Source organism: Nostoc sp. PA-18-2419, assembly GCF_005869855.1.
GTDB lineage: Bacteria > Cyanobacteriota > Cyanobacteriia > Cyanobacteriales > Nostocaceae > Nostoc.
On sequence record NZ_SZNH01000050.1, the window covers coordinates 14,050 to 35,830 of the forward strand.

Annotated in this window: 11 protein-coding genes and 4 pseudogenes; 12 read left to right on the plus strand and 3 right to left on the minus strand. The window is 41.5% G+C overall.

The window, feature by feature from the left end; genetic code table 11:
• The first annotated feature begins 133 nt into the window (after positions 1-133).
• The 5 genes and pseudogenes from FCR06_RS29045 (at position 134) to FCR06_RS29065 (ending at position 15,898) form a co-directional block, all read left to right on the plus strand.
• Positions 134-8,137 (plus strand): non-ribosomal peptide synthetase, encoded by an 8,004-nt coding sequence (locus FCR06_RS29045; RefSeq protein ID WP_138505990.1) that lies wholly within the window; start codon positions 134-136, stop codon positions 8,135-8,137.
• A gap of 95 nt (positions 8,138-8,232) precedes the next feature.
• Positions 8,233-9,576 carry a serine hydroxymethyltransferase gene (glyA, locus tag FCR06_RS29050; RefSeq protein WP_138505992.1) on the plus strand — a complete coding sequence of 448 codons (1,344 nt, stop codon included), beginning with the start codon at positions 8,233-8,235 and terminating at the stop codon, positions 9,574-9,576.
• A gap of 284 nt (positions 9,577-9,860) precedes the next feature.
• Positions 9,861-13,985 (plus strand): annotated as a pseudogene (locus FCR06_RS29055) (non-ribosomal peptide synthetase); the annotation flags it as partial.
• A gap of 175 nt (positions 13,986-14,160) precedes the next feature.
• Positions 14,161-15,006 carry a phytanoyl-CoA dioxygenase family protein gene (locus FCR06_RS29060; RefSeq protein WP_223280344.1) on the plus strand — a complete coding sequence of 282 codons (846 nt, stop codon included), beginning with the start codon at positions 14,161-14,163 and terminating at the stop codon, positions 15,004-15,006.
• Between the two features lie 52 nt (positions 15,007-15,058).
• Entirely contained in the window at positions 15,059-15,898 is an 840-nt protein-coding gene (locus FCR06_RS29065) for a sulfotransferase (protein WP_138505996.1), read from the plus strand.
• A gap of 409 nt (positions 15,899-16,307) precedes the next feature.
• Here FCR06_RS29065 and FCR06_RS29070 read toward each other — a convergent pair whose 3' ends face one another.
• Both FCR06_RS29070 and FCR06_RS29075 read right to left on the minus strand, forming a co-directional pair.
• Complete coding sequence (locus FCR06_RS29070; protein WP_223280346.1) at positions 16,308-16,574, minus strand: transposase; 267 nt, start codon at positions 16,572-16,574, stop codon at positions 16,308-16,310.
• 46 nt (positions 16,575-16,620) lie between these two features.
• Positions 16,621-17,412, minus strand: a complete 792-nt coding sequence (locus tag FCR06_RS29075) for an IS5 family transposase (protein ID WP_138506000.1) — start codon at positions 17,410-17,412, stop codon at positions 16,621-16,623.
• Between the two features lie 86 nt (positions 17,413-17,498).
• On the opposite strand from FCR06_RS29075, the pseudogene FCR06_RS29080 reads away from it, so the two are divergent.
• From FCR06_RS29080 to FCR06_RS29110, 7 genes and pseudogenes are all read left to right on the plus strand, one after another.
• Positions 17,499-17,834: pseudogene (locus FCR06_RS29080) on the plus strand (ISLre2 family transposase); the annotation flags it as partial.
• Between the two features lie 437 nt (positions 17,835-18,271).
• On the plus strand, positions 18,272-18,676 hold the full coding sequence (locus tag FCR06_RS29085; RefSeq protein ID WP_138506002.1) for a four helix bundle protein: 405 nt from the start codon (positions 18,272-18,274) through the stop codon (positions 18,674-18,676).
• 280 nt (positions 18,677-18,956) lie between these two features.
• A complete protein-coding gene (locus tag FCR06_RS33980) occupies positions 18,957-19,442 on the plus strand; it encodes a hypothetical protein (RefSeq protein ID WP_223280345.1) in 486 nt (161 codons plus the stop codon).
• A pseudogene (locus tag FCR06_RS29095) lies at positions 19,333-19,848 on the plus strand (site-specific integrase); the annotation flags it as partial. The gene FCR06_RS33980 and the pseudogene FCR06_RS29095, both read left to right, overlap by 110 nt.
• A gap of 3 nt (positions 19,849-19,851) precedes the next feature.
• Complete coding sequence (locus tag FCR06_RS29100) at positions 19,852-20,319, plus strand: hypothetical protein (protein ID WP_138506004.1); 468 nt, start codon at positions 19,852-19,854, stop codon at positions 20,317-20,319.
• A 2-nt stretch (positions 20,320-20,321) separates the two neighbouring features.
• Complete coding sequence (locus tag FCR06_RS29105) at positions 20,322-21,035, plus strand: hypothetical protein (RefSeq protein ID WP_138506006.1); 714 nt, start codon at positions 20,322-20,324, stop codon at positions 21,033-21,035.
• 33 nt (positions 21,036-21,068) lie between these two features.
• Positions 21,069-21,482, plus strand: a pseudogene (locus FCR06_RS29110) (DUF6444 domain-containing protein); the annotation flags it as partial.
• Positions 21,483-21,512: 30 nt separating this feature from the next.
• On the opposite strand, the gene FCR06_RS29115 reads toward FCR06_RS29110, so the two are convergent.
• Positions 21,513-21,781, minus strand: a 269-nt coding sequence (locus tag FCR06_RS29115) for an IS1 family transposase (RefSeq protein WP_138501583.1), incomplete at its 5' end; no start/stop codon positions are given.

Here is a 21,781-nt window from a genome sequence, read left to right on the forward strand (position 1 = left end):
ATTAATAAAGACTTGAAACGAGCTATATTTCTTAATAAATATGACGATGAATTTGCACAGTGAGTGAGAAAAATCTGGGTTTGACTGAAGGGAAAAATTTGTATATAGACTAATTAATTTAGGAGTATTAGTTATGAAAAAAAAGGAAAGTTTAGCATCATTCATGGCTGCTATCCGGAAAATGGAGATCAAGCTTTGGGTTGAAGCGGGTAAGTTGAAGTATCAAGCTCCTTCTGGTGTCATGACTAAGGCATTGCTCCAGGAAATTACAGAGCGTAAAAGCGAAATTATTGATTTTCTCCGTCCAGCAGAAAACAGCTTTTCTTCTTTTCTCCAACCCATTCCTCGTGTAGCTCAAAATGCTACTTTGCCATTATCTTATGCTCAACAGCGCTTGTGGTTTTTAGACCAGTTAGAGGGTTTAAGTCCTACTTACAATATTATAAAAGCTTTCCAGGTAGAAGGTGCGATCGCTATCCCTGTATTTGAGCGGTGTCTCAATGAATTAATCAAGCGACATGAAATATTAAGAACAAGCTTTAAAAGTGTGGATGGTAAGATCAGCCAAGCGATTGCACCTGTACTACAATTACAAATACCACAAGTCGATTTACGCAATTTATCTAGTGAAGAACAGCAAGCAGAAGTGAAAAGGTTAATTGGGGAAATATCAACAGCACCCTATGACCTTTCTCAAAGCCCTTTATTGAGAGTAAAATTTTTGTGGCTACAAGAAAATTCTCGCATTCTGCTGATTGGAATGCACCATATTATTTCTGATGGCTGGTCTTTAAGCGTTCTCATTAAAGAACTCACAATTTTGTATACTGCCTTCTCTGTTGAACAGCTTTCTCCCTTACCTAAATTACCCATTCAGTATGCAGATTTTTCCGTTTGGCAACGTCAACAATTAAGTGGAAAAGTATTAGTAAATCATTTAAAATATTGGCAGGAAACCTTAGCAGGTGCGCGAGAGTTATTGCAACTGCCGACTGATTATATTCGACCTTTAACTCAAACTTTTAAAGGTTCCACAAAAAAATTTAGTCTAAGTATAACATTAACACAAAAGTTGCAAACCCTGAGTCAAGAGTCGAATGTGACACTCTTTATGACTTTGTTGGCTGCTTTTACTGTACTTTTATATCGTTATAGTCATCAAGAAGATATTGTCATTGGTTCCCCGATCGCTAACCGTAACCGCAAGGAAATAGAACCATTGATTGGTTTTTTTGTCAATATGTTGGTGTTGCGGATCGATGTCTCAGGAGATCCTGCTTTTAGCGAACTAATCCAACAAGTTAAAAAAGTAACTTTGGCAGCTTATGACCACCAAGAACTGCCCTTTGAAAAATTGGTGCAAGAATTGCATCCAGAACGAAATTTGAGTTACGGCCCCCTTTATCAGGTGTCTTTTGTCTTGCAAAACACTCCTAGAGAAGTGTTTCAACTACAGGATATAACTATTAGTTCCTTGAATGTTAAGCCCGATATTTCTAGGGACGATCTCACAATGTTTTGCTGGGAATCAGCAGAGGGTTTGCAAGGATCTGTGGAATACAGCACAGATTTATTTACAGAAGCCACGATCGAGGGGATGATTAAGGTATTTCAAACATTGTTAGCAGGAATTGTCACCAACCCCGAACTGACTATTTCTCAAATTTCTTTGCTTGATGAAAGCGAAAAACAACAATTAATTTCAAAATGGCAGCCTGTTACTAAACCTTTTTTCACAGAAAAATGTATTCATCATCTATTTGAAGCGCAGGTAGCGGCAAATCCGCAAAAAATAGCAGTAATTTCTCAGGGTTCGGAAATAACTTATGAGGAATTGAATCGAAAAGCGAATCAATTAGCACATTATTTACAAAAACAAGGGTTAGTCCCAGAAGCAGTAGTAGGCATATATCTGCAACGGGATATAGAGATGATAGTAGCGTTTCTGGGTGTACTGAAGGCAGGAGGTGCTTATGTGCCTCTAGACCCACAATATCCCCAGGAACGGCTGGTCTATATGTTAGAGGATGCAGCAATTTACTGCTTAGTGACTAAGGAGAATATAATACCTGACTTACCAACACCAAGCATCAGGAGAATTTGCCTCGATACACAGGCAATGGAGATTTTTAAAGAACCGAAAAGTGATATTTGCAGTGGGATTAACTCAGCAAATTTAGCATGTATTATATATACATCTGGGTCAACAGGAACTCCCAAAGGGGTAATGATTACCCATCAGTCTTTGGTAGTCTTTACGGAAACAGTCAGCAAAGATTATCAGTTAAATGAGCAAGATAGAATATTACAGTTTTCTTCCATCAGTTTTGATGGAGCATTGGAAGAAATTTATTCTTCCTTAAGTTGCGGTGCTACTATTGTGCTTCGCACCGATGATATGTTGAGTTCTGTTCCCTATTTTTTCCAAAAATGCTGGGAATGGAAGATTACAGTTTTGGATTTGCCGACTGCTTATTGGCATCAGTTAGCCGCAGAATCAGGAAAGCCTGACTGCAAGTTGCCGACATCTCTGCGTTTAATTATCCTTGCTGGTGAGAGATTGCAACCAAGCCAGGTGGCGCTGTGGCAAAAAAATGTTGGGTATTATCCAGAAGTCATTAATGTTTATGGCCCTACGGAAGCTATTGTTGCCGCAACGCTTTACAAGCTTTCGGCATCTAATAGTATGGATGTCGAACTCAAAGAAGTGCCAATCGGACGGCCTCTGAGCAATTACCAAGTTTACATTCTTGACCAAAATTTACAGCCTACTCCTGTTGGTGTTCCTGGTGAACTTCACATTGGTGGTGCAGCTTTAGCTCAAGGCTACCTTAATCAACCACAATTGACCCAGAAGAAATTTATTGTTAACAAGTTTAGTTCTGATTCCAAAGCACGGCTGTATAAAACAGGGGATTTAGCACGTTATACGTCGGATGGCAATATAACGTTTTTAGGTAGATTAGATCATCAAGTCAAAATTCGCGGATTTCGGGTAGAACCGGGAGAAATTGAAAGCATCCTGGCAAAGCATTCACTGGTGAAGGAAGTGGTAGTTGTTCCCAGAGAGTCAAATTCAGGTACTAAGTCTTTAGTGGCGTATGTAGTAGCTGAAAACTCATCACTAACATTTGCAAATGAAGGATCAAATACAGCCTTACATCTACAGCAGGTGTTGCAGTGGAAGGAATTATTTAAGGATTCATATTCTCAACAATTTAGATCCGATGATTTAACATTCAATATAGTAGGGTGGAACAGTAGCTACACGCGATCGCTAATTCCCAAAGCAGAAATGCAAGAATGGGTAGAGCAAACTGTTGTCAGAATTAGCAGCCTTAAACCCCAAAAAGTATGGGAAATTGGCTGTGGGACAGGTCTTTTACTCTTTCGACTTGCTCTTGATTGTCAGCACTACTTAGGAACCGACTTCTCGCCAGAAGCTTTGGCTTTTGTGCAACAGCAATTACAAACAGAAGCCTGGCCAATGGTAGAACTCAAGGAACAGGAGGCAGATAATTTTGCAGGTATAGCCCCTGGCGAGTATGATACCGTCATCATCAATTCTGTGATCCAATATTTTCCTAATATTGATTATTTATTACGTGTTTTACAAGGAATTGTGAAGCTACTGCCGCAGCAAGCAAACATATTTATTGGTGATGTGCGTAGTCTACCCCTTCTGGAAGCCTTTTACACTTCAGTAGAACTTTATCAAGCAGAAGTTGCTTTGAGTCCTGACCAATTACAAAATAAAGTGCAAAAACGCATTGCTCAGGAAGAAGAATTACTAATAGATCCGGCATTTTTCTATGCTCTGAATCGCTATATCCCTTCAATTAGTGGTGTGCAAGTGTCATTGAAGCGAGGAAACTATCTCAATGAAATGACTAAGTTTAGATATGATGTGATATTACAAATTGGGCAAGAAGACACCCCTTTTAAGAAAGACCTAAGCTTGGATTGGCAAAAAGATCGGCTGACTTTGCCTGAGATCCGCCGTATTTTGACACAAGCAAAACAGGAACGGCTGATTAAAATCACCAATGTGAAAAATGCGCGTCTTTTCTCAGATATCAAAGGTGTGGAATTACTTGCGGACTATGGGAAGTATGATACAGTTCATCAATTGCAACAAGCGTTAGCAAGTATCCCTGTAACTGCGGTTGACCCAGAAGATTTTTGGAAATTGGGCGAAGAATATGCTTGGAATGTCAACATCGGCTGGTCGTTTTCAGGAAATCTTGGTTGCTTTGATGTGTTTTTAAGTCGGGAGGTGAATGCAACATTTTCAACTTCCGGTTATAGAGATTTTTTCCGACCCTGGAATCAGTATGGAAATAACCCCTTGCAAAGTAAATTTGCCAATCAGTTATTACCGGAAATACGTGCCTTTGTTGCCAATAAACTACCAGAGTTTATGCAACCTTCTGCATATATCATATTGGACTCCTTACCACTTACAGCTAATGGCAAGATTAACCGAAAAGCATTACCTATACCAGACTACAGCCGACCTGTAATTGGCGATTTTGTTGCACCTCGTACCGCGATCGAGCAATCCTTGGTAAATATCTGGCAGGAGTTGCTGGAAATTGAGCGAGTAGGAATTGAAGATAACTTTTTTGAATTGGGTGGACATTCGCTGCTTGCTACTCAGGTAATTTCTAGAGTGCGGGAATTATTCCAGGTGGATTTGACGGTTCGGGTTTTGTTTGAGAAATTGACTATAACAGGTCTTGCTTGGTGCATTGAAACCACGCTTTTAACAAATCAAACTCTCACAGGAAGTCCGTTACAACCTGTTTCCAGAGAACAGGCATTAAGGGTATCTTTTGCCCAAGAAAGATTTTGGTTTATGCATCAGTTGGCAGGGAACAATGCTGCCTACAATATATCCTGTGCGCTGCATTTAAAAGGGAAACTCAATATTAAAGCAATGGAGGCAAGTATATCCGAGATTGTACGTCGTCATGAGATTTTGAGAACCACTTTCCCAACAGTTGCCGGACAACCAATTCAGATAATTGCACCGTTTACGGGTATGGCGCTGGACATAACGGTACTGCCAACTTTATCTGAAAGCAGTCGCACGCAAGAAATACAGCGTTTAATCCAACAGGCATCTGGGCATTGCTTCGATCTGACCTCTCAACCACTGATGCGATCGCAATTAATTCGCCTGGGCGATGAAGAGAACTTGTTCATACTGATCATGCACCACATTATTTCTGATGGTTGGTCAGTTGGTATCTTCATGAAAGAACTATCGGTTTTATATGAGGCTTTTAACAGTGGTAAACCTTCGCCCTTACCTGAGTTGCTGATTCAGTCTGCCGATTTTGCTGCATGGCAACGCACCACATTCTTCGGGGAAATTCTTGAGAAACAACTGAGCTATTGGAAAAAGCAGTTGGCAGGGGCTTTACCCTTGTTAGAGTTACCCACAGATTATCAGCGTCCGCCAGTTCAACAGTTTCGTGGTGCAAGTCATTCCTTTTCGCTACCGCAAGACGTACATCAAAAACTATTGTCTTTGGGCCAACGAGAGGGATGCACGTTATACATGACTCTCTTAGCGGCTTTTCAGACTTTACTATATAGATATACCGGACAGGAAGACATTATTGTTAGTACTGGCATCGCTAATCGTAACCATCCAAAACTGGAAGATTTGATTGGATGTTTTATTAATATTTTAATCTTGCGAACTGACTTGTCAGGCAATCCCAAGTTTATAGAATTGATGCAGCGTGTCAGAGAAGTAACCTTACAGGCTTATGCTCACCAAGATTTACCCTTTGAGCAGTTGACAGTAGCCATAAATCAGGAACGAGATTTAAGTTATCATCCGGTTGCCCAGGTGATGTTTATCTTGCAAAACTCTCCACTGCAAATCTTGAAATTACCAGAAATTACCGCTACTTCCCTCAAAATTCAGGGGGCGACATCACAACTAGATTTGAATTTGCAGATGTGGGAGACACCTAACGCTTTAGAAGGATATATCTCCTATAATACAGACTTATTTGAAGCAACTACCATTGCTCGAATGCTAGATTGCTTTACCACACTGCTGCAAGCAATTGTCATCAATCCCGACGAAAATATTTCGACATTACCCTTGTTGAATGCCACAGAGCGGCAAAAAATTCTACTCGATTGGAATGCTACGGAAACAGCCTTTCCAGAAGATCAATGTCTGCACCAATTATTTGAGTTGAACGTCGAGAAACATCCTAATGCGATCGCTATCTGCTACGAGCAAGAACAAATAACCTATGGTGAACTCAACCGTAGAGCAAACCAATTAGCTCATTACTTTCAAAAAAAGGGAATAGGAACAGATGCAATCGCTGCCATCTGTATGGAGAAATCTGTAGAAATGGTCGTGGGCATACTCGGTATTCTTAAGGCTGGTGCTGCGTATTTACCTTTAGATCCATCTTATCCCAAAGCTCGCCTAGCTTTTATGCTAGAGGACATCAACGCCCAAATCGTTTTAATTCAGCATCACCTGATCTCTGCACTCCCAGGGCAAAGTGCGGTCTTGGGGTCTCCCCAAGAGGAGCAACTTTGTAAGACAGCCCAAAAGCGTCAAGTGATCTGTATAGATGCAGATTGGCAAGATATTGCTGCCAGCAGTATCGAAAATCCACATCTAGGAGTCAGTCCCTCTCACCTTGCCTACGTAATTTATACTTCTGGTTCCACAGGTAAACCCAAAGGAATAGCCATTAATCATCTTGGGGTTGTAAATAACATTACAGACCTTAACCGTAGTTATAGGGTAGGGTCAGATGACCGTGTACTAGTGTTGTCTTCCCTGAGTTTTGATATGTGCGTCTATGAAACCTTGGGACTTCTCGCCGCCGGAGGTACGCTGATTGTCCCCAGTCAGGCGATCGCTAAAGACCCTGCCCAATGGGCTAGATTAATCCAACAGCACCAAGTAACAGTTTGGAATTCCGCACCTGCACTGCTGAAAATGCTAGTCGATTACGTCAGCAGCCGACCAGAAATATGGCCTAAATCTATCCGTGTAGCTTTTTTAGGCGGCGATTGGATTCCTACTACCTTACCACAACGATTGCAAAAGTTGACCGACGGTACAGAAGTAGTCTGTATGGGAGGAGCAACAGAAGCTTCGATTCATTCAATTCTTTATCAGGTTGATACTACTGACCCCAATTGGAAAAGTATTCCTTATGGTAAACCGATGGCGAATCAAAAAGCCTTTATTCTTGATGCACAGCTTCAACCTGTTCCTATTGGCGTTCCCGGAGAACTGCATCTTGGTGGTATAGGCTTGGCCCGTGGTTATTGCGATCGCCCAGAATTAACTCGGATGAAATTTATTCCTGCTCCTTTTAGTGAAGTGCAAGGAGAGCGTATTTATAAAACAGGTGACTTAGCTCGTTACTTGCCAGATGGTAATATTCAATTATTAGGCAGAATCGATTACCAAATCAAACTACGAGGGCATCGCATCGAACTGGGGGAAATCGAAGCGGAGTTGAGAAAGCATACTGCTGTCAAAGAATGCGTAGCACTGGTAATTGGCAACTCTATGGACAGCACTACACAACGGTTAGTGACTTATATAATTCCTGCACAGCATCCTCACCCTTCCCCCGAAGAATTACGCCATTTTCTCAAACAAAAATTACCTGAATATATGCTGCCATCAGCATATATAATCATAGACAAATTTCCTCTTTCCCCTAATGGCAAGATCGATAGGCTAAAGCTGTTAGAGTTGACACCTGAGTCTTTAGAACTCACGTCACCAGGCACTTTTGTCCTTCCCCGTTCTCCCTTAGAGCAAGTTATCGCGCTCATTTGGGCTGAGGTACTGAGAGTGAATCGTATGGGTGTAAATGATAACTTTTTTGCCATAGGAGGACATTCTCTCATTGCCACCCAGGTAATCAACCGCTTGCAAGAAATTTTCCCAATTGACATAGCTTTACGGTTGATTTTTCAATCACCTACAGTTGCTCAAATGGCTGAGACTATGGAAATTCAGGGTAAACAAATGCAAATTAATCTTACCGAAATCTCAGAAATATTCTTACAAGTTCAAGCACTATCTCAAGAGGAAATCACAAAAATGCTTGCTGAAGATACCAGGTAATAACTTACAGCGAGCGTTGTATATTCCATCTGTTGGTTGATATGTCGTTATTTTGTAAATGTAATTGTTCATAAAAGTTAGCAAAAATATCTGATATGACCATCTCTAAAACCTTACTCTCAAGCTTGTCAGAGATAGGAGATGAACTTCTCCAACAGAATGACCCGGTTTTGCATAACCTTCTCTTGCAAGAATATCACCGACAGATGAATTCACTTTACATGGTTGCAGCCTCCAGCATCGCCGATCCTTCTGTGTTGGCTGGAGGTATGATTGCTACCAACGTCACCACAGAAGGCTATCCGGGAAATAGGTATCATGCGGGATGTAAGTATGTCGATGAAATCGAGAACTTAGCTATAGACCGGGCTAAAGCAGTTTTTAAAGCACAGTATGCAAATCTTCAACCCCATTCTGGCAGTTCTGCTAACCAAATTGTGCTATTCAGTCTGCTGAAACCTGGAGATACGATTTTGGGGATGGAACTTAATAGTGGTGGTCATCTTACTCATGGCGCTAAAGCTTCTGTGACAGGTCAATATTTTTGCCCTATTAGTTACACTGTCAACAACGATGGTTGGCTTGACTATGAGGAAATTCTCCACTTAGCGCGGCAGTATCAACCCAAATTGATTATTTGTGGAGCTAGTTCTTATACTCGGACGATCTACTATCAAAAATTTAGGGAAATAGCTGATGAAGTGGGAGCTTATCTGTTAGCTGATATTTCACATATTGCTGGACTTGTGGTTGCTGATGCACATCCCAGTCCCATAGACCACGCTCACTTTACCACAACAAGTACTTATAAACAATTATTTGGGCCGCGCGGGGGTCTAATTTTGATTGGCAAAGACTATGAAAAATTAGGCCCCGATAATAACAAAACGCTAGCTGAAACCATCCAAAAAGCTGTTTTTCCCTTCTTTCAAGGTACACCAAACCTGAGCGCGATCGCCGGGAAAGCCACTATGCTGCAAAGGCTTTCTACTCAGGAATTTAAAACATTGGCACATCGAATTATCAGCAATGCCCAAGCCTTAGCCAGTAACTTGAAGGCAATGAATTACAAAGTCATTACTGGAGGTACAGATACTCATATGGTACTAGTTGATGTCCATGCAAGTGGGGTCACAGGTCTGGGAGCCGAGCTAGCGTTGGAAGCCTGTAATATCATTGTGAACAAAAATAAAATCCCTGGTGACCAAGCAAACGCAAGGGTAACTAGCGGTATTCGCTTAGGAACTAATGTACTAGCATTGCGAGGAATGGGTGCAAAGGAAATGTCTCAATGTGCTGAATTAATTCATCAAGTAATTTCCTCTCTCAAGAAAACTGACAAGGAAAATTATGTATTAGATCAACAGATACAGGAGTCAGTTTGTACCCAAGTACAACAACTGTGTAATAGTTTCCCCATACCCAATTACCCGTTTTAATGTTATTTTACATTTTTTATAAGTTAAGTGAGGTAGAATAAAGGTTTTTTAAACGCAAAGGAGCGCAAAGGAAAACGCAGAGGTACGCAGAGTTTGCTTAATTTTGTTAGCGATGTATTTAGTACCTCAGCAGATTAGGAAATGCTAGATCGGAAAGCTGTGGAGCATTTTGTTCTCACTGGGGAAACTTAAGTCAAAAATAGCACTTTTAGAAGAAAATTTCTGCCATGAGCGCCATAAACGATTCTTTATCCAACGCAAAGCAAGAACTATTCAAACACCTGCTGAAGAAAAAAGGCATAGGTTTGACCAGCGAAACCATTAAGCGCCGAACCCAATCGACTCCTGCACCTCTCTCCTTTGCTGAAGCTAGACTCTGGTTCCTTGACCAACTGGAGGGAGAAAACAAGACCTACAATATACCCTCTGCAAAGCTTCTTAACGGCAACCTCAATGTAGCTGCCCTCGAAAGAGCGATCGCGGAAATTCTGCGGCGTCATGAAGTCCTGCGTACCCGTTTTCAGGTGGTAAATGGTACTCCAATGCGGGTTATTGACCCTGAAATAACCGTGACTATAAAAGTAGTAGATTTACAGGATTTACCAGAAGCCGAACCCTTAACTACTGTGAAACGGTTAGTCACAATAGAGGCAGAGAAACCTTTTGACCTCGCCAATGATCCGCTGGTGCGAGTGCATTTGTGGCGAGTGAGTTCCCAGTCCCATGTACTGCTGATAAATATACACCATATCGTCTCCGATGGCTGGTCGTTGGGGATATTCACTCAGGAGTTGTCTGCTCTCTATCAAGCTTTTTTATCAGGAGAACCCAGTCCCTTACCTGAGTTACCCATCCAGTATACCGATTTTGCTGTTTGGCAGCGCCAGTGGTTGACTGGGGAAGTCTGGGAAAAACAACTTGGCTACTGGAAGCAGCAACTTGCTGGGGCACCTGAAGTGCTAGCTCTCCCAATTGACCGTCAGCGCCAAGCTGTGCAAGCTTTCCGGGGCACATACGTATCATTTTTATTACCCAACTCTCTATCAGAGGCACTCAAAGCGTTGAGTAAACGCACGGAAGTCACCTTGTTCATGACGCTATATGCAGCGTTTATTACCTTGCTTTCTCGCTATACTGGCTCTGATGACATTGTAGTGGGCACGCCCATTGCTAACCGCAATCGTCCGGAAATCGAAGGGCTAATTGGCTTTTTTGCCAATACTTTAGTGTTGCGAACTGACTTGTCAGATAACCCCATTTTTGAGGATTTGCTATTAAGAGTCCGAGATATGATGTTGGGAGCTTATGCTCATCAAGACCTGCCGTTTGAGAAATTAGTAGAACAATTGCAGCCTGAGCGCTCCTTAAGTTACATACCACTGGTGCAGGTAATGTTGGTACTTGAGGTGCCGAAGCCCCAGATACAGATGGCTGGCTTAACAGTAAGTCCATTAGCGGTAGAAACAACCACCGCGAAGTTTGATTTAACTTTATTTTTACAGAACAGCGATAAGGGATTAATCGGGACATGGGAATACAATACTGACCTGTTTGATGCTGCCACGATCGCTCGCATGACCCGACATTTCCAGACAATACTTGCGGGAATTGTAGCTAATCCTCAACAGAAGGTTTTCTCTTTGCCTCTCCTCACAGAGCGAGAGCGGTACCAGCTATTGATAGACTGGAATAATACTCAAAAAGAGTATCCCATAAATAAGTGTATCAATCAGTTGTTTGAGGAACAAGTAGAGCATACCCCAGATGCAGTGGCGGTGGAGTTCGGCAATCAAMAACTTACCTACGATGAATTGAACGCCAAAGCAAATCAGTTAGCGCACTACCTAAAGTCTTTGGGTGTGAAAGCTGATGTGTTGGTGGGCATTTGTATCGAGCGTTCTTTAGAAATGATTGTAGGACTGTTAGGAATTCTTAAGGCAGGTGGGGCATATCTACCACTCGACCCAAACTATCCTAATGAACGCTTGACTTTCATGCTTGAAGATGCTCAAGTTCAAGTACTGCTAACTCAACATTCACTCCTTGAGAGACTACCCCAACATCAAGCGAAACTTGTCTGTTTGGATACTGACACTCAGCTAGTTTCCCAGTTTAGTCAAGACAATTTCATCTCTGGCGTACAAGCGAATAATTTGGGTTATGTAATTTACACCTCTGGTTCTACGGGTAAACCTAAAGGTGTAGCTATGAGTCAACTTGCTCTTTGCAATTTAATCTTCTGGCAACTGGAAAATATGAAAGTTTCTAGGGGAGCAAAAACTCTACAATTTGCTCCTATCAGCTTTGATGCCTCCTTTCATGAAATGTTCTCTACTTGGCATTCTGGAGGTACACTGGTCTTGATTAGGGAGGAATTGCGCCGAGATCCAGTGGCTTTGTTAGCTTTGATTGAAGACAAAGCGATTGAGAGACTGTTTATTCCCTTTGTTGGCTTGCAGCAACTAGCTGAAGTAGCTGTTAGTAGTGAATTATTTACCAGCCATCTGCGGGAAATCATTACTGCTGGGGAACAGTTACAAATTACTCCCGCCATTTCTCACTGGTTAGGTAAACTAACTAATGATTGTACTCTGCACAATCATTATGGACCATCAGAAAGCCATGTAGTCACCACTTTTACACTGACTAATTCAGTCCAGACATGGCCACTACTGCCTCCCATTGGTCGTCCCATTGCTAACACACAGATATACATTTTAGATAAATATCTACAGCCTGTACCCGTGGGTGTAGCAGGAGAATTATACATTGGTGGTGTTCCTTTGGCGCGGGGCTACCTTAACCGACCACAGTTAACACTTGAGAGATTTATCCCCAATCCCTTCGGTCAAAGTAGGGAAGCAGGGGAGCAGGGGGGTAGAGGGGAAACAGAATGCCAATCCTTTAATTACGAACGCCTGTATAAAACAGGGGATTTAGCACGCTATTTACCGGATGGAAACATTGAATTCTTAGGACGCATTGACAATCAGGTTAAGGTGCGAGGCTTCCGAATTGAATTGGGAGAAGTTGAAGCAGTACTAAGCCAGCATGAAGATGTGGAAGGATGTTGTGTTATCGTCCGCGAAGACAACAGGGGTGATAAACGCCTAGTTGCCTACACGATCGCACATCAGGACTGTACACCTACAATCAACGAACTGCGCCAATTCCTCAAAGCAAAGCTGCCAGAGTACATGATACCCAATGCTTTTGTGATGTTGGAGTCTTTGCCACTAACTCCTAGTAGTAAAGTAGATCGCCGCGCCTTACCTGCACCTGATTTACACACCAGCAATTTAGACAAATTTGTTGCACCACGCAACCAATTAGAACTGCAACTAACGCAAATCTGGTCAAGAATTTTGAAAGTCGAGAAGGTGGGAGTACAAGATAACTTCTTTGATCTTGGTGGTCACTCCCTTTTAACTCCTTACTTAATGGCTCAAATTAAACAGCAGTTTGGTAAAGATATTGCGATCGCCTGCCTTTATCAAAATCCAACTGTTGAACAATTGGCAACTATTGTGCAAAAAGATTCAGATTCTAAGAGTGGATCTCCCTTAGTAGCATTTCAGCCGCGTGGTTCTAAGCCACCTTTATTTTGTCTTCCAGGAGCTGCTGGCTATCCCTTTTATTTATATGATTTAGCCCGTTGTCTAGGTTCAGACCAACCATTTTATAGTTTCCAAGCAATTGCTCTTTGTGAAGAAGGAGAACTAATTACCCAAGTTGAGGATGTAGCCGCCCGTTATATTCAAGCACTCTTAGTTGTGCAACCACAGGGTCCGTATTTTTTGGCAGGGCATTCTTTTGGCGGTAAATTAGCTTTTGAAATGGCGCAGCAGTTACTTCGTAAAGGTCATAAGGTTGCTTTAGTTGCCGTTCTTGATACTACAGCACCTTTCTATCAGGAAAAATCAACAGGCTTTGATTGGGATGAGACTGAATGTTTGATTGAATTAGCAGGCACAATCGAAATTACTTACACCAAAAACTTGGATATTTCTGCCGATACTCTTCAATCTATGGTTTGGGAAGATCGGCTGAAATACGTTCTAGAAAGATTACAAAATGCTGATATCTTGCCTCCTGACGACGATATTACGCTGCTTAATAATATGGTGCAAATGCTGAAAGCTAACACTTCAGTAAATTATATGCCACAAGAGGTTTATCCAAGCCAAATTACCCTCTTGCGTGCCAATAAGACTGTCACTGATGTTGATGAATCTAATAGTGAAGTACCTTCTGAGATTTTGCCGGATTTGACTTGGGGCTGGAGTAAATTTTCTGCCGAACCAGTGGATGTCCATTTTGTTCCAGGTAATCATGTGACGATGATGAATCAGCCCTATGTTCAGGTCTTAGCAGAGAAGTTGAAAGCTTGCATTGAGCAAGCACAATAACCTATAGATGATGGTGTATGAACCTTCTTTTGATAATCAGATTCAGTCTATCAAGAGCATTTTTATTTAAAAGAGCGATTGCCATTGAGGAGAGCTTTGCAATTGACTGAGTACGAATCAATACAATTTTCTATTAGTGATAAGTTGGTTTGAAGCATCAAAATAATAGTTATATATGTCCTATATTAATCAAATGGAAAAGAACATAAAATTAACGAAAGACCAAATAGAATATTACAGAGAAAATGGGCTACTATTTATCCCAGAACTTTTTTTGACAAAAGAAGTAGAGGCAATGCACCTTGCTGTTGAGGATTTGATAGTAAAAGATACACCAGGACGGATGTTAGAAAAAGACAACAAAACAGTACGCGCCCTTCATGGATGCCACACTACCACAGAAATTTTTGATTCCTTGGTTAGACACCCCAGTCTCCTAACATCTGCTTGTAAAATTCTCAATAGTGATGTATATGTTTACCAATTTAAAATCAACTTTAAAGCTGCTTTTGGAGGAGATTTGTGGCCGTGGCATCAAGACTTTGTATTTTGGGATCGAGAAGATGGTATGCCATCCCCCAAAGCATTGAATGTAGCAGTTTTCTTGGATGAATTTAATGAGTTTAACGGACCTATGTATTTCATTCCAGGTTCTCACAAAGAGAGCCTTGTTCACTTGGGACAAATAGAGTCATCTGAAGTTAATGGTCAAAAAAATGACTGGAAATCTAATGTCAGTGCTGCTCTCAAGTACTCCCTCGATAAAAAAACGATCGCCAAACTAGCTTGGGAAAAAGGTATGGTTGCACCAAAAGGTCCTTCAGGGTCTGTCCTTTTCTTTCACTGTAATTTAGTACACGGCTCTGCGCCCAACATTTCTCCCTACGACCGCAGGCTCCTCATTATCACTTATAACAGCATCAACAATATACCAAGCTTCAAGGGGCAACCCAGACCAGAATTCTTGGTGAGCCGCGACCATACACCACTACAGCCTTTACTTAACGAAGTTCTGATTTAACCCGCATCTCGGAAATATTAAACCTCATCCATTTATCTATTGGAGCGATGTGATGCTGAATTATTTACAAAAAATCAATCAAAAAGTTTGTTTTATCTGTAGCGCTAATTACTCTGGTTCTACGCTTCTGGGATTTATACTGGGAAGTCATCAGAATTGTTTCTATTCGGGAGAGTTCAATAAAAAAGATACAAACTACTCAATCATAAAAAGATCCTGCAAATTTTGTGGTGTTAATTGTCCAGTTTGGAAAGACATTATTGTTACCGATTGCGTAGATATCTACGAACAACTATCTATTAAAACCCAAAAAACGATTGTAATTAATTCAACAAAAGATATTTCTTGGGTAGAAGAACAAATAGCCACTCTCCAAAAAACATCTTCCCGACTTTATTTTATCTTTCTCCAAAGAGATGGCAGAGCAGTCATCAATTCACGCATCGGAAAATATCCTCAAGAAGATGTCAAAGAAGTAATTAATACTTGGAAGGAAAGAATAAGTAAAATTCAAGAATTGTACCATAAATTTAAGGGGAAGAAAATTAAGCTCCACTATGAAAACCTTGCCACAAATACAGAAAGTGTTACCAGAACGCTTTGTGACTTTTTGGAAATAGACTATCAACCCCAAATGCTTCAATATTACCAGCACGAACATCATCCACTTGGAGGGAACAACGGAACGCAATTTTTAGTAGCAAAGGCACAAAATAAAGATCTCCAACGATTGTTACTCAATATACAAGAGTGTAACCGTGATTATTACCAAAATCGTGGGTTAGAAATTAATTTAGATTTGCGTTGGCGTCAAGAAATTGACCCAAATGTGGAGCGTTTGTTTGAAGAAATGGCTGGTAAAGAAAACGAAGAATTCAAATGGAATATGTAGCAAAAAAAAACGATGTAAAATCTACCTTGCCATGATCCGTATTATGGTGAGGCGACTTGCTTAAATTTTTACTCCCTAAAACTTAAAGGGGCGACAAGCAAGTTAAAGTGCTTGCTGTATAAGCTTCATAGCCCTTAAACCTCGCTGATAATATGCCTGCTTATTGCGAATGGAACCGACCAGTTCCTCGACCCATGCTTGGCATGAATGCCAAGCAACTATCCAATTTTGACCATATAGGGGTAGATATAGCGTAGACACTGTTGGCGAATTCGCTCAACGCTTATCCAGGGCGGGTGGCTTGAGGAATAAAGCGATTGAGTGATATGACCTCAAGCCATGTGCTAAACAATAAAAATTCACCTGATAAGTAAGTCGTGGGGAAAATTTACAAGTATGTAACAAACAGTTAAGCAGAAGAATGAGAGTTAAATTTGATACGTTGTACGCTGTAGTTAGCTTTTTCTCCTCTGGTTTGAACTCCATCAATGACAGCATAGGCAAGGTCTAATTCATCCTCAAAACTTTTCGCAGCTAGTTCATCTTTTTTGAGGTGTTGCCATTCCAATTCAATTGGATTCATTTCTGAGCAATATTTTGGGAGAAAGAAAATATACAAACCCATTTCTTCCCATTTTGGCCATAACTCCTGCACTTGTTTACATCGATGTATCAGGCCGTTGTCCTGAGAGGGTGTTTGAAAAGTTTTTAGGGGTCAAATTTTATGCCAGTCGCCGTACCATGATGCGAATCATAGCAAGGTAAATAAACGTCTCGGATGTTTCCGGCAGAAGTTCATAATCTCTGACCAATCGGCGACACCCCATTAGCCAACCAAACGTGCGTTCCACCACCCATCGCTTTTTGAGCAAGACAAACCCCTTAGTTTGCTCTGGGCGCAACACCACTTGCACAATCCAACGACAAACATCCATAACCCATATCATGAAGGGTGTACCATCAAAGCCACCATCAGCCCAAATGGTCGTCAAGCGAGAAACCTTGTTACCCATTTTTTTGACGCACTTGAGTACTTGTTTGCCGCCTGAGCGCTCTGGCACATTGGCGGCAGTGACCAACACCCGCAGCACTAATCCCAACGTATCAACGGTCATAAACCGCTTGCGTCCTTTAATTTTCTTGCCTGTATCAAAACCAACGGATTGACTCACCATTGCCGCACTTTTGACACTTTGACTATCGATGATGGCTTCTGACGCACTTGGAGCGCGTTCTTCTTCGATTCTCGTCCATTGTCGCAGATTATCATGAATTTTCATCCAAGTTCCGTCCCTGCGCCAGTTACGAAAATATGTGTATACTGTTTGCCAAGCCGGAAAGTCCCCAGGTAGCGATCGCCATCTCACTCCATCTAGCAGGACATAGAAGATCGCGTTCAAAACTTCCCACATATCAACTTCACACGGGCGGCCACCTGATTTAGACTCTGGAATCATGTCACTCAGGAATTCATATTGGGCGCGAGTCAGATTACTGGGGTAAGCTTTACTCATGTTGCTCTCTCGGTGCTGTGTTCTACGTATTCATAGTTTATACCTAGAGAGCTTTTTTACCCCTCGGCTGACTTTTCAAACATCCTCTCAATTTAATGATAAACATGGATGAATTTATTTCAACTGCAACTGGAGAGCGTTGTAAAATTTTGGTGCGAGAGCATAATTACATTCTCAAAGCTTACCGCAGGCGACTATTAAACTATCAATTAGTCGCAGCGCATCAGCTACCCCTGGGTAGCGGTGCAGTTGAGAGTTTAATTCGTCAAGCTGTTAACTTACGCATGAAAGGGAACAGTAAATTTTGGCTTCAACATAACGCAGAGATTATGTTACATCTGCGATATCAATTAATAGCTGGCAGTTGGGACAATTTTTGTAACTCTATTTTCGATTCTTTCCTTAATCCCAGCAGTGCTTAGACATTTTATACATTTTACTGAAAGCTATGTTTTAGTGATCGCGTCCTCTGGAGTGGAGCATCATCACTTGTTTTTGCCCAACTTCAGAAAATCGCGTTGCTCCCGTTACGGCTAACTATAACTGAAAGTTAGCACCCTGTAAATGGTTATCGTTTGGATTACGCATCAAAGGCGATACCCAAGACAAACAAAATTTATCGGCAACGCAATAGTTTGTATTCCGTTGCCAACATGCACTTCTTTGCGATCACATGTTGGTGAATGTGTAGTGTCTGGGGGAGAGAGTATCTTTATCGTAGTTTTTGACGTATAAAAGATAAGGGTTTCTTATTTTGTGTTCGGCGTGGTATTATTGTAATCTCAAGCTGCAAGTCGCAGGTCGCAAGTCGCAAGTCGCAAGTAAGAATAAAGAAAGATAAAGTACAGCGGGGGCAAGTATGGATAAAGACATGAGTAGTATTACTGATAGAACTAAAGCGTTTGCGGTCAGAATCATCAAAGCTTGTAGCTTTCTTGATGAAAAACCGGGTGTTTGCCGTACCCTTTCTAAGCAACTGTTACGTTCTGGTACGAGTATTGGTGCTAATGTGCATGAATCTCGTTCGGCTCAATCTGACAGAGATTTTTTGCACAAAATGGAAATTGCTCTTAAGGAAGGACGCGAAACTGAGTATTGGTTGGAAATTTTAATTGAATCTGAGGTTGTTGAAAAAGATAAATTTGATTCGTTGCTTCAAGAAACTAAGGAGATAGTGAGGATACTTATTGCTTCTACTCGCAAAATTAAGAATAGATTAAATGAGAATAAATTTTCCAAGTTAGATGCCACAGAGTGTAACTAAAACTTGAGTTATTTAACTTAAAAGTCAGTTCCTCATCACTATTTTCTACTTGCGACTTCCAACTAAGTTACTTCTACTCACAAAATTAAACAGAGATTAAATGACAGCAAATCCAACGGCAGGAGGATGGAGGCGGCAAGCGATAATTAATAGTTTAATTCCGAATGAGAATGAATATATTTTCATACTTTTAATAAGAAGACAATTACTTGCGACTTGCGACTTGCGACCTGCGACTTCCGACTTGTGAAGACTTGTGACTAAAGTAATTAATAATTTTATGGTTATACCTCACCGTCCCCCAATCCTCAAACCGTCAGAGACTTACACTTTCCGTAGATACTTTGATTTAAGATTCGCTCCAGCCGATATTCTGCGTGAGTTGGATGCAAGTTTAACTAAAACGAACATAAATTTCCCAGTTAGTAATTACGAAATTACTCCTTTGGGTGATTTAAAACAGCGATTAGAAGAAGCAATTACTCGTGTCAGTTTTACTAGTGAAGCAGCGCGAAGAGAGGTTTTAATTGCCCCTATCCTGTTGGAAGTAGCGCATATTACCCAAGCAATAATTAATATCGAAGCCACCAGCCCAAAGCCTAACGCCAGAACAGATGGAAAGAGTGTGGGCAGCTTTGGAGCTACTGAGAGAAACAAAGCAACGGGATACTGCACTCGTACACATCCTCAGTCACGGACTCCGCGCCGGGGAAATTGTACAGTTGAATGTAGGCTCCTTCGATGGCAAGCTGCTGTTCTTACCTGATACCAAAACCAATGAACCACGCCTAGTGCCACTGCGAAAAGATAGCCGCGACGTGTTAGAAGAATATTTGCGATCGCGCTCTGTTGCGGGTGAAGAACTAAATAGTCTTACTCCGTTAATGATTTCACATCACGCCTCATATCAAGGGGAACGGCTAAGTTACCACGGGATTTATTTTGCTGTAGAAAAAATTGGTGAACTTGCTGGGATTGAGGATTTACACCCTCACCAGTTCCGGTACACCTATGCCACTGACTTATTGCTATTGGGAGTTGACCCCAGCCATGCACGAAAATTAACTGGACATCAAAGTGAGAAAGCGTTTCGGCGCTATACACTCCGTAGCGAACAAGAAGCGGCGATCGCTGCTTACTATCGTGCCATAGGGGAAGACGAAGCGGAGTGAGGTATGCCCAAGCCACTTGATCCCAAATGCCAGCTATGCGCCAAGCTACCCGCAGCTAAGGCTAAGGTACTTCATGGGCCAGAAGGTGATGATTGCTGGAATCCGAGGGTTTGTCACAATCGCCGTTCCTTCTACCGGAACAAAAGTAAAGATGATTCTGGGCAGATTGAGGCGATCGCTGTTGAGCCACCAATAACATATTTCGCCGTGTTGTACTTATATAAAGAACTGGGGGATAAACCATTGCACGCTATGTCGGCAGAGTTATGGCGGGGGCAAAAGCCAATCTGCCGCCTGGAGCCGATTCACTGCTTTGGACTAACGGCTGGCAAAATACGTGCCTATACAGATAAGGTATTACAGGCGTTTGCTAAAGAATACAATATTTCCCTGTATCAGTATAAAGATATGTTTGAGGTTAGTCCAATGCATTGCCCAGTACGACCTTGCCCTTTGCAGCCACAAGTTTAATTATGACCAGCTATGGGCAATTAACTATTTGGGATATTTTGGATGAGATATCACAAGCACCAACGACATCAACACTTGATGCAGTGTGGGAATGCTTAGATACTGAGCTGACAAATTTACCTGTAGAAGCACAATTAGCAACAGCTGCCACAGCCTTGTACCAAATCGCAGATATTCTTAAAACCCGCGCCCAGTTATTGTTGTCGGATATACGCGCCGACAGCGATACTTTGGGTCCAGTTATCAGCACCAACATCTTTGCTGGTTTGGTGCGGACAACCATGCACCTAGAATTGGATGACCTAATCGAAGAACCCCCAGCGCAGACTTTCAGACCGCATGGGGCACATCAGTTTACTCATCCAACTACTAGTAGTGATTCAGTGGCGGCTCCAGTGGAGAAAGAAAATATGTTGGCAATGCTGGATATTCAGACTGTAGAAGATGTTTATCGGCTGGCAGGTGATGAGGATGTGGATAAGTGGCAAAGTGCCATCACTCTCTATCTAGCGCAAGTAAAAGATGAAATTTCACTTGCTCAACTGCAATGTGGTTTGAAAATGCCGATTGTAGAAGTGTGGCTGGGATTGTTGCTGGGTGGTTTTCAACTAGAGCAGCGTGGAGATTTTTATAATAGTCAAAACAAGTCGCAAGTCGCAAGTCGGAAGTCGGAAGTTAGAAGTCAAAAGGTAAGGATTCAGGTAGCAGAGTATTGACAAAGGGTATACTTGAGTAGAAGTATCACAAATATGAACCAAAACCTGCCTCAAGAATTAGACCGAGAAAGCTTGAACCAGTTATCAAAAGAACAACTGGTAGAGATAATTCTTGAACAGAATAAGGTAATACGTGAATTACAGAAAACAATCTTACAACTACAGCAAGAAGTAGAACGTTTAAAAGTCAGCCGAGATTTGGATAGCTCGAATTCGTCGAAACCGCCATCTGGAGATATTCACAAAAAGAGTGAAAACAAAAAAGCTCCTCCACAAGAGGAATCAAATCAGCCAAAAAAGAGACCAGGCGGGCAACCAGGGCATCAAGGTAAGACTCGTAAGGGTTTTGGGAGAATAGATCGTTATGAAATTTTACCTCCTACGGATTGTCTGTGTTGTGGTCACAAAGCATTTGCTCCTGTGGCAGTAAAAGTAGAAAAACAATCTGGGCGTTGCTGAATAAAGGGATGAATTAATTTATATAGGTACAATTTGATACTTCAAATAATGAAGTAATAATTTAATTGAGTGTCTCAGCATTTGTTCTGATTTGGAATAGCATAAAGTTTTTCTGTGAAGGCGTGCAAGATAATGACGTAATCGGGTATTTTCATTTTCTACTCGCGTCATATATGTTTTACTCACAATTTGATCTCCATTGGGTATAAAACTAGGGTAAACTTTCCAGCCATCGGTCACATAAAAATAGCTTTCCCACTGTTTCACAATTTCCCATAATGGCTCAA

What these genes read in the sequence shown, in the direction of transcription:
- FCR06_RS29045 (WP_138505990.1), top strand. Translation starts at nt 134, where the DNA reads ATGAAAAAAAAGGAAAGTTTAGCATCATTCATGGCTGCTATCCGGAAA.
- glyA (WP_138505992.1), top strand. Translation starts at nt 8,233, where the DNA reads ATGACCATCTCTAAAACCTTACTCTCAAGCTTGTCAGAGATAGGAGAT.
- FCR06_RS29060 (WP_223280344.1), top strand. Translation starts at nt 14,161, where the DNA reads ATGTCCTATATTAATCAAATGGAAAAGAACATAAAATTAACGAAAGAC.
- FCR06_RS29065 (WP_138505996.1), top strand. Translation starts at nt 15,059, where the DNA reads ATGCTGAATTATTTACAAAAAATCAATCAAAAAGTTTGTTTTATCTGT.
- FCR06_RS29075 (WP_138506000.1), bottom strand. Translation starts at nt 17,412, where the DNA reads ATGAGTAAAGCTTACCCCAGTAATCTGACTCGCGCCCAATATGAATTC.
- FCR06_RS29085 (WP_138506002.1), top strand. Translation starts at nt 18,272, where the DNA reads ATGGATAAAGACATGAGTAGTATTACTGATAGAACTAAAGCGTTTGCG.
- FCR06_RS33980 (WP_223280345.1), top strand. Translation starts at nt 18,957, where the DNA reads ATGGTTATACCTCACCGTCCCCCAATCCTCAAACCGTCAGAGACTTAC.
- FCR06_RS29100 (WP_138506004.1), top strand. Translation starts at nt 19,852, where the DNA reads ATGCCCAAGCCACTTGATCCCAAATGCCAGCTATGCGCCAAGCTACCC.
- FCR06_RS29105 (WP_138506006.1), top strand. Translation starts at nt 20,322, where the DNA reads ATGACCAGCTATGGGCAATTAACTATTTGGGATATTTTGGATGAGATA.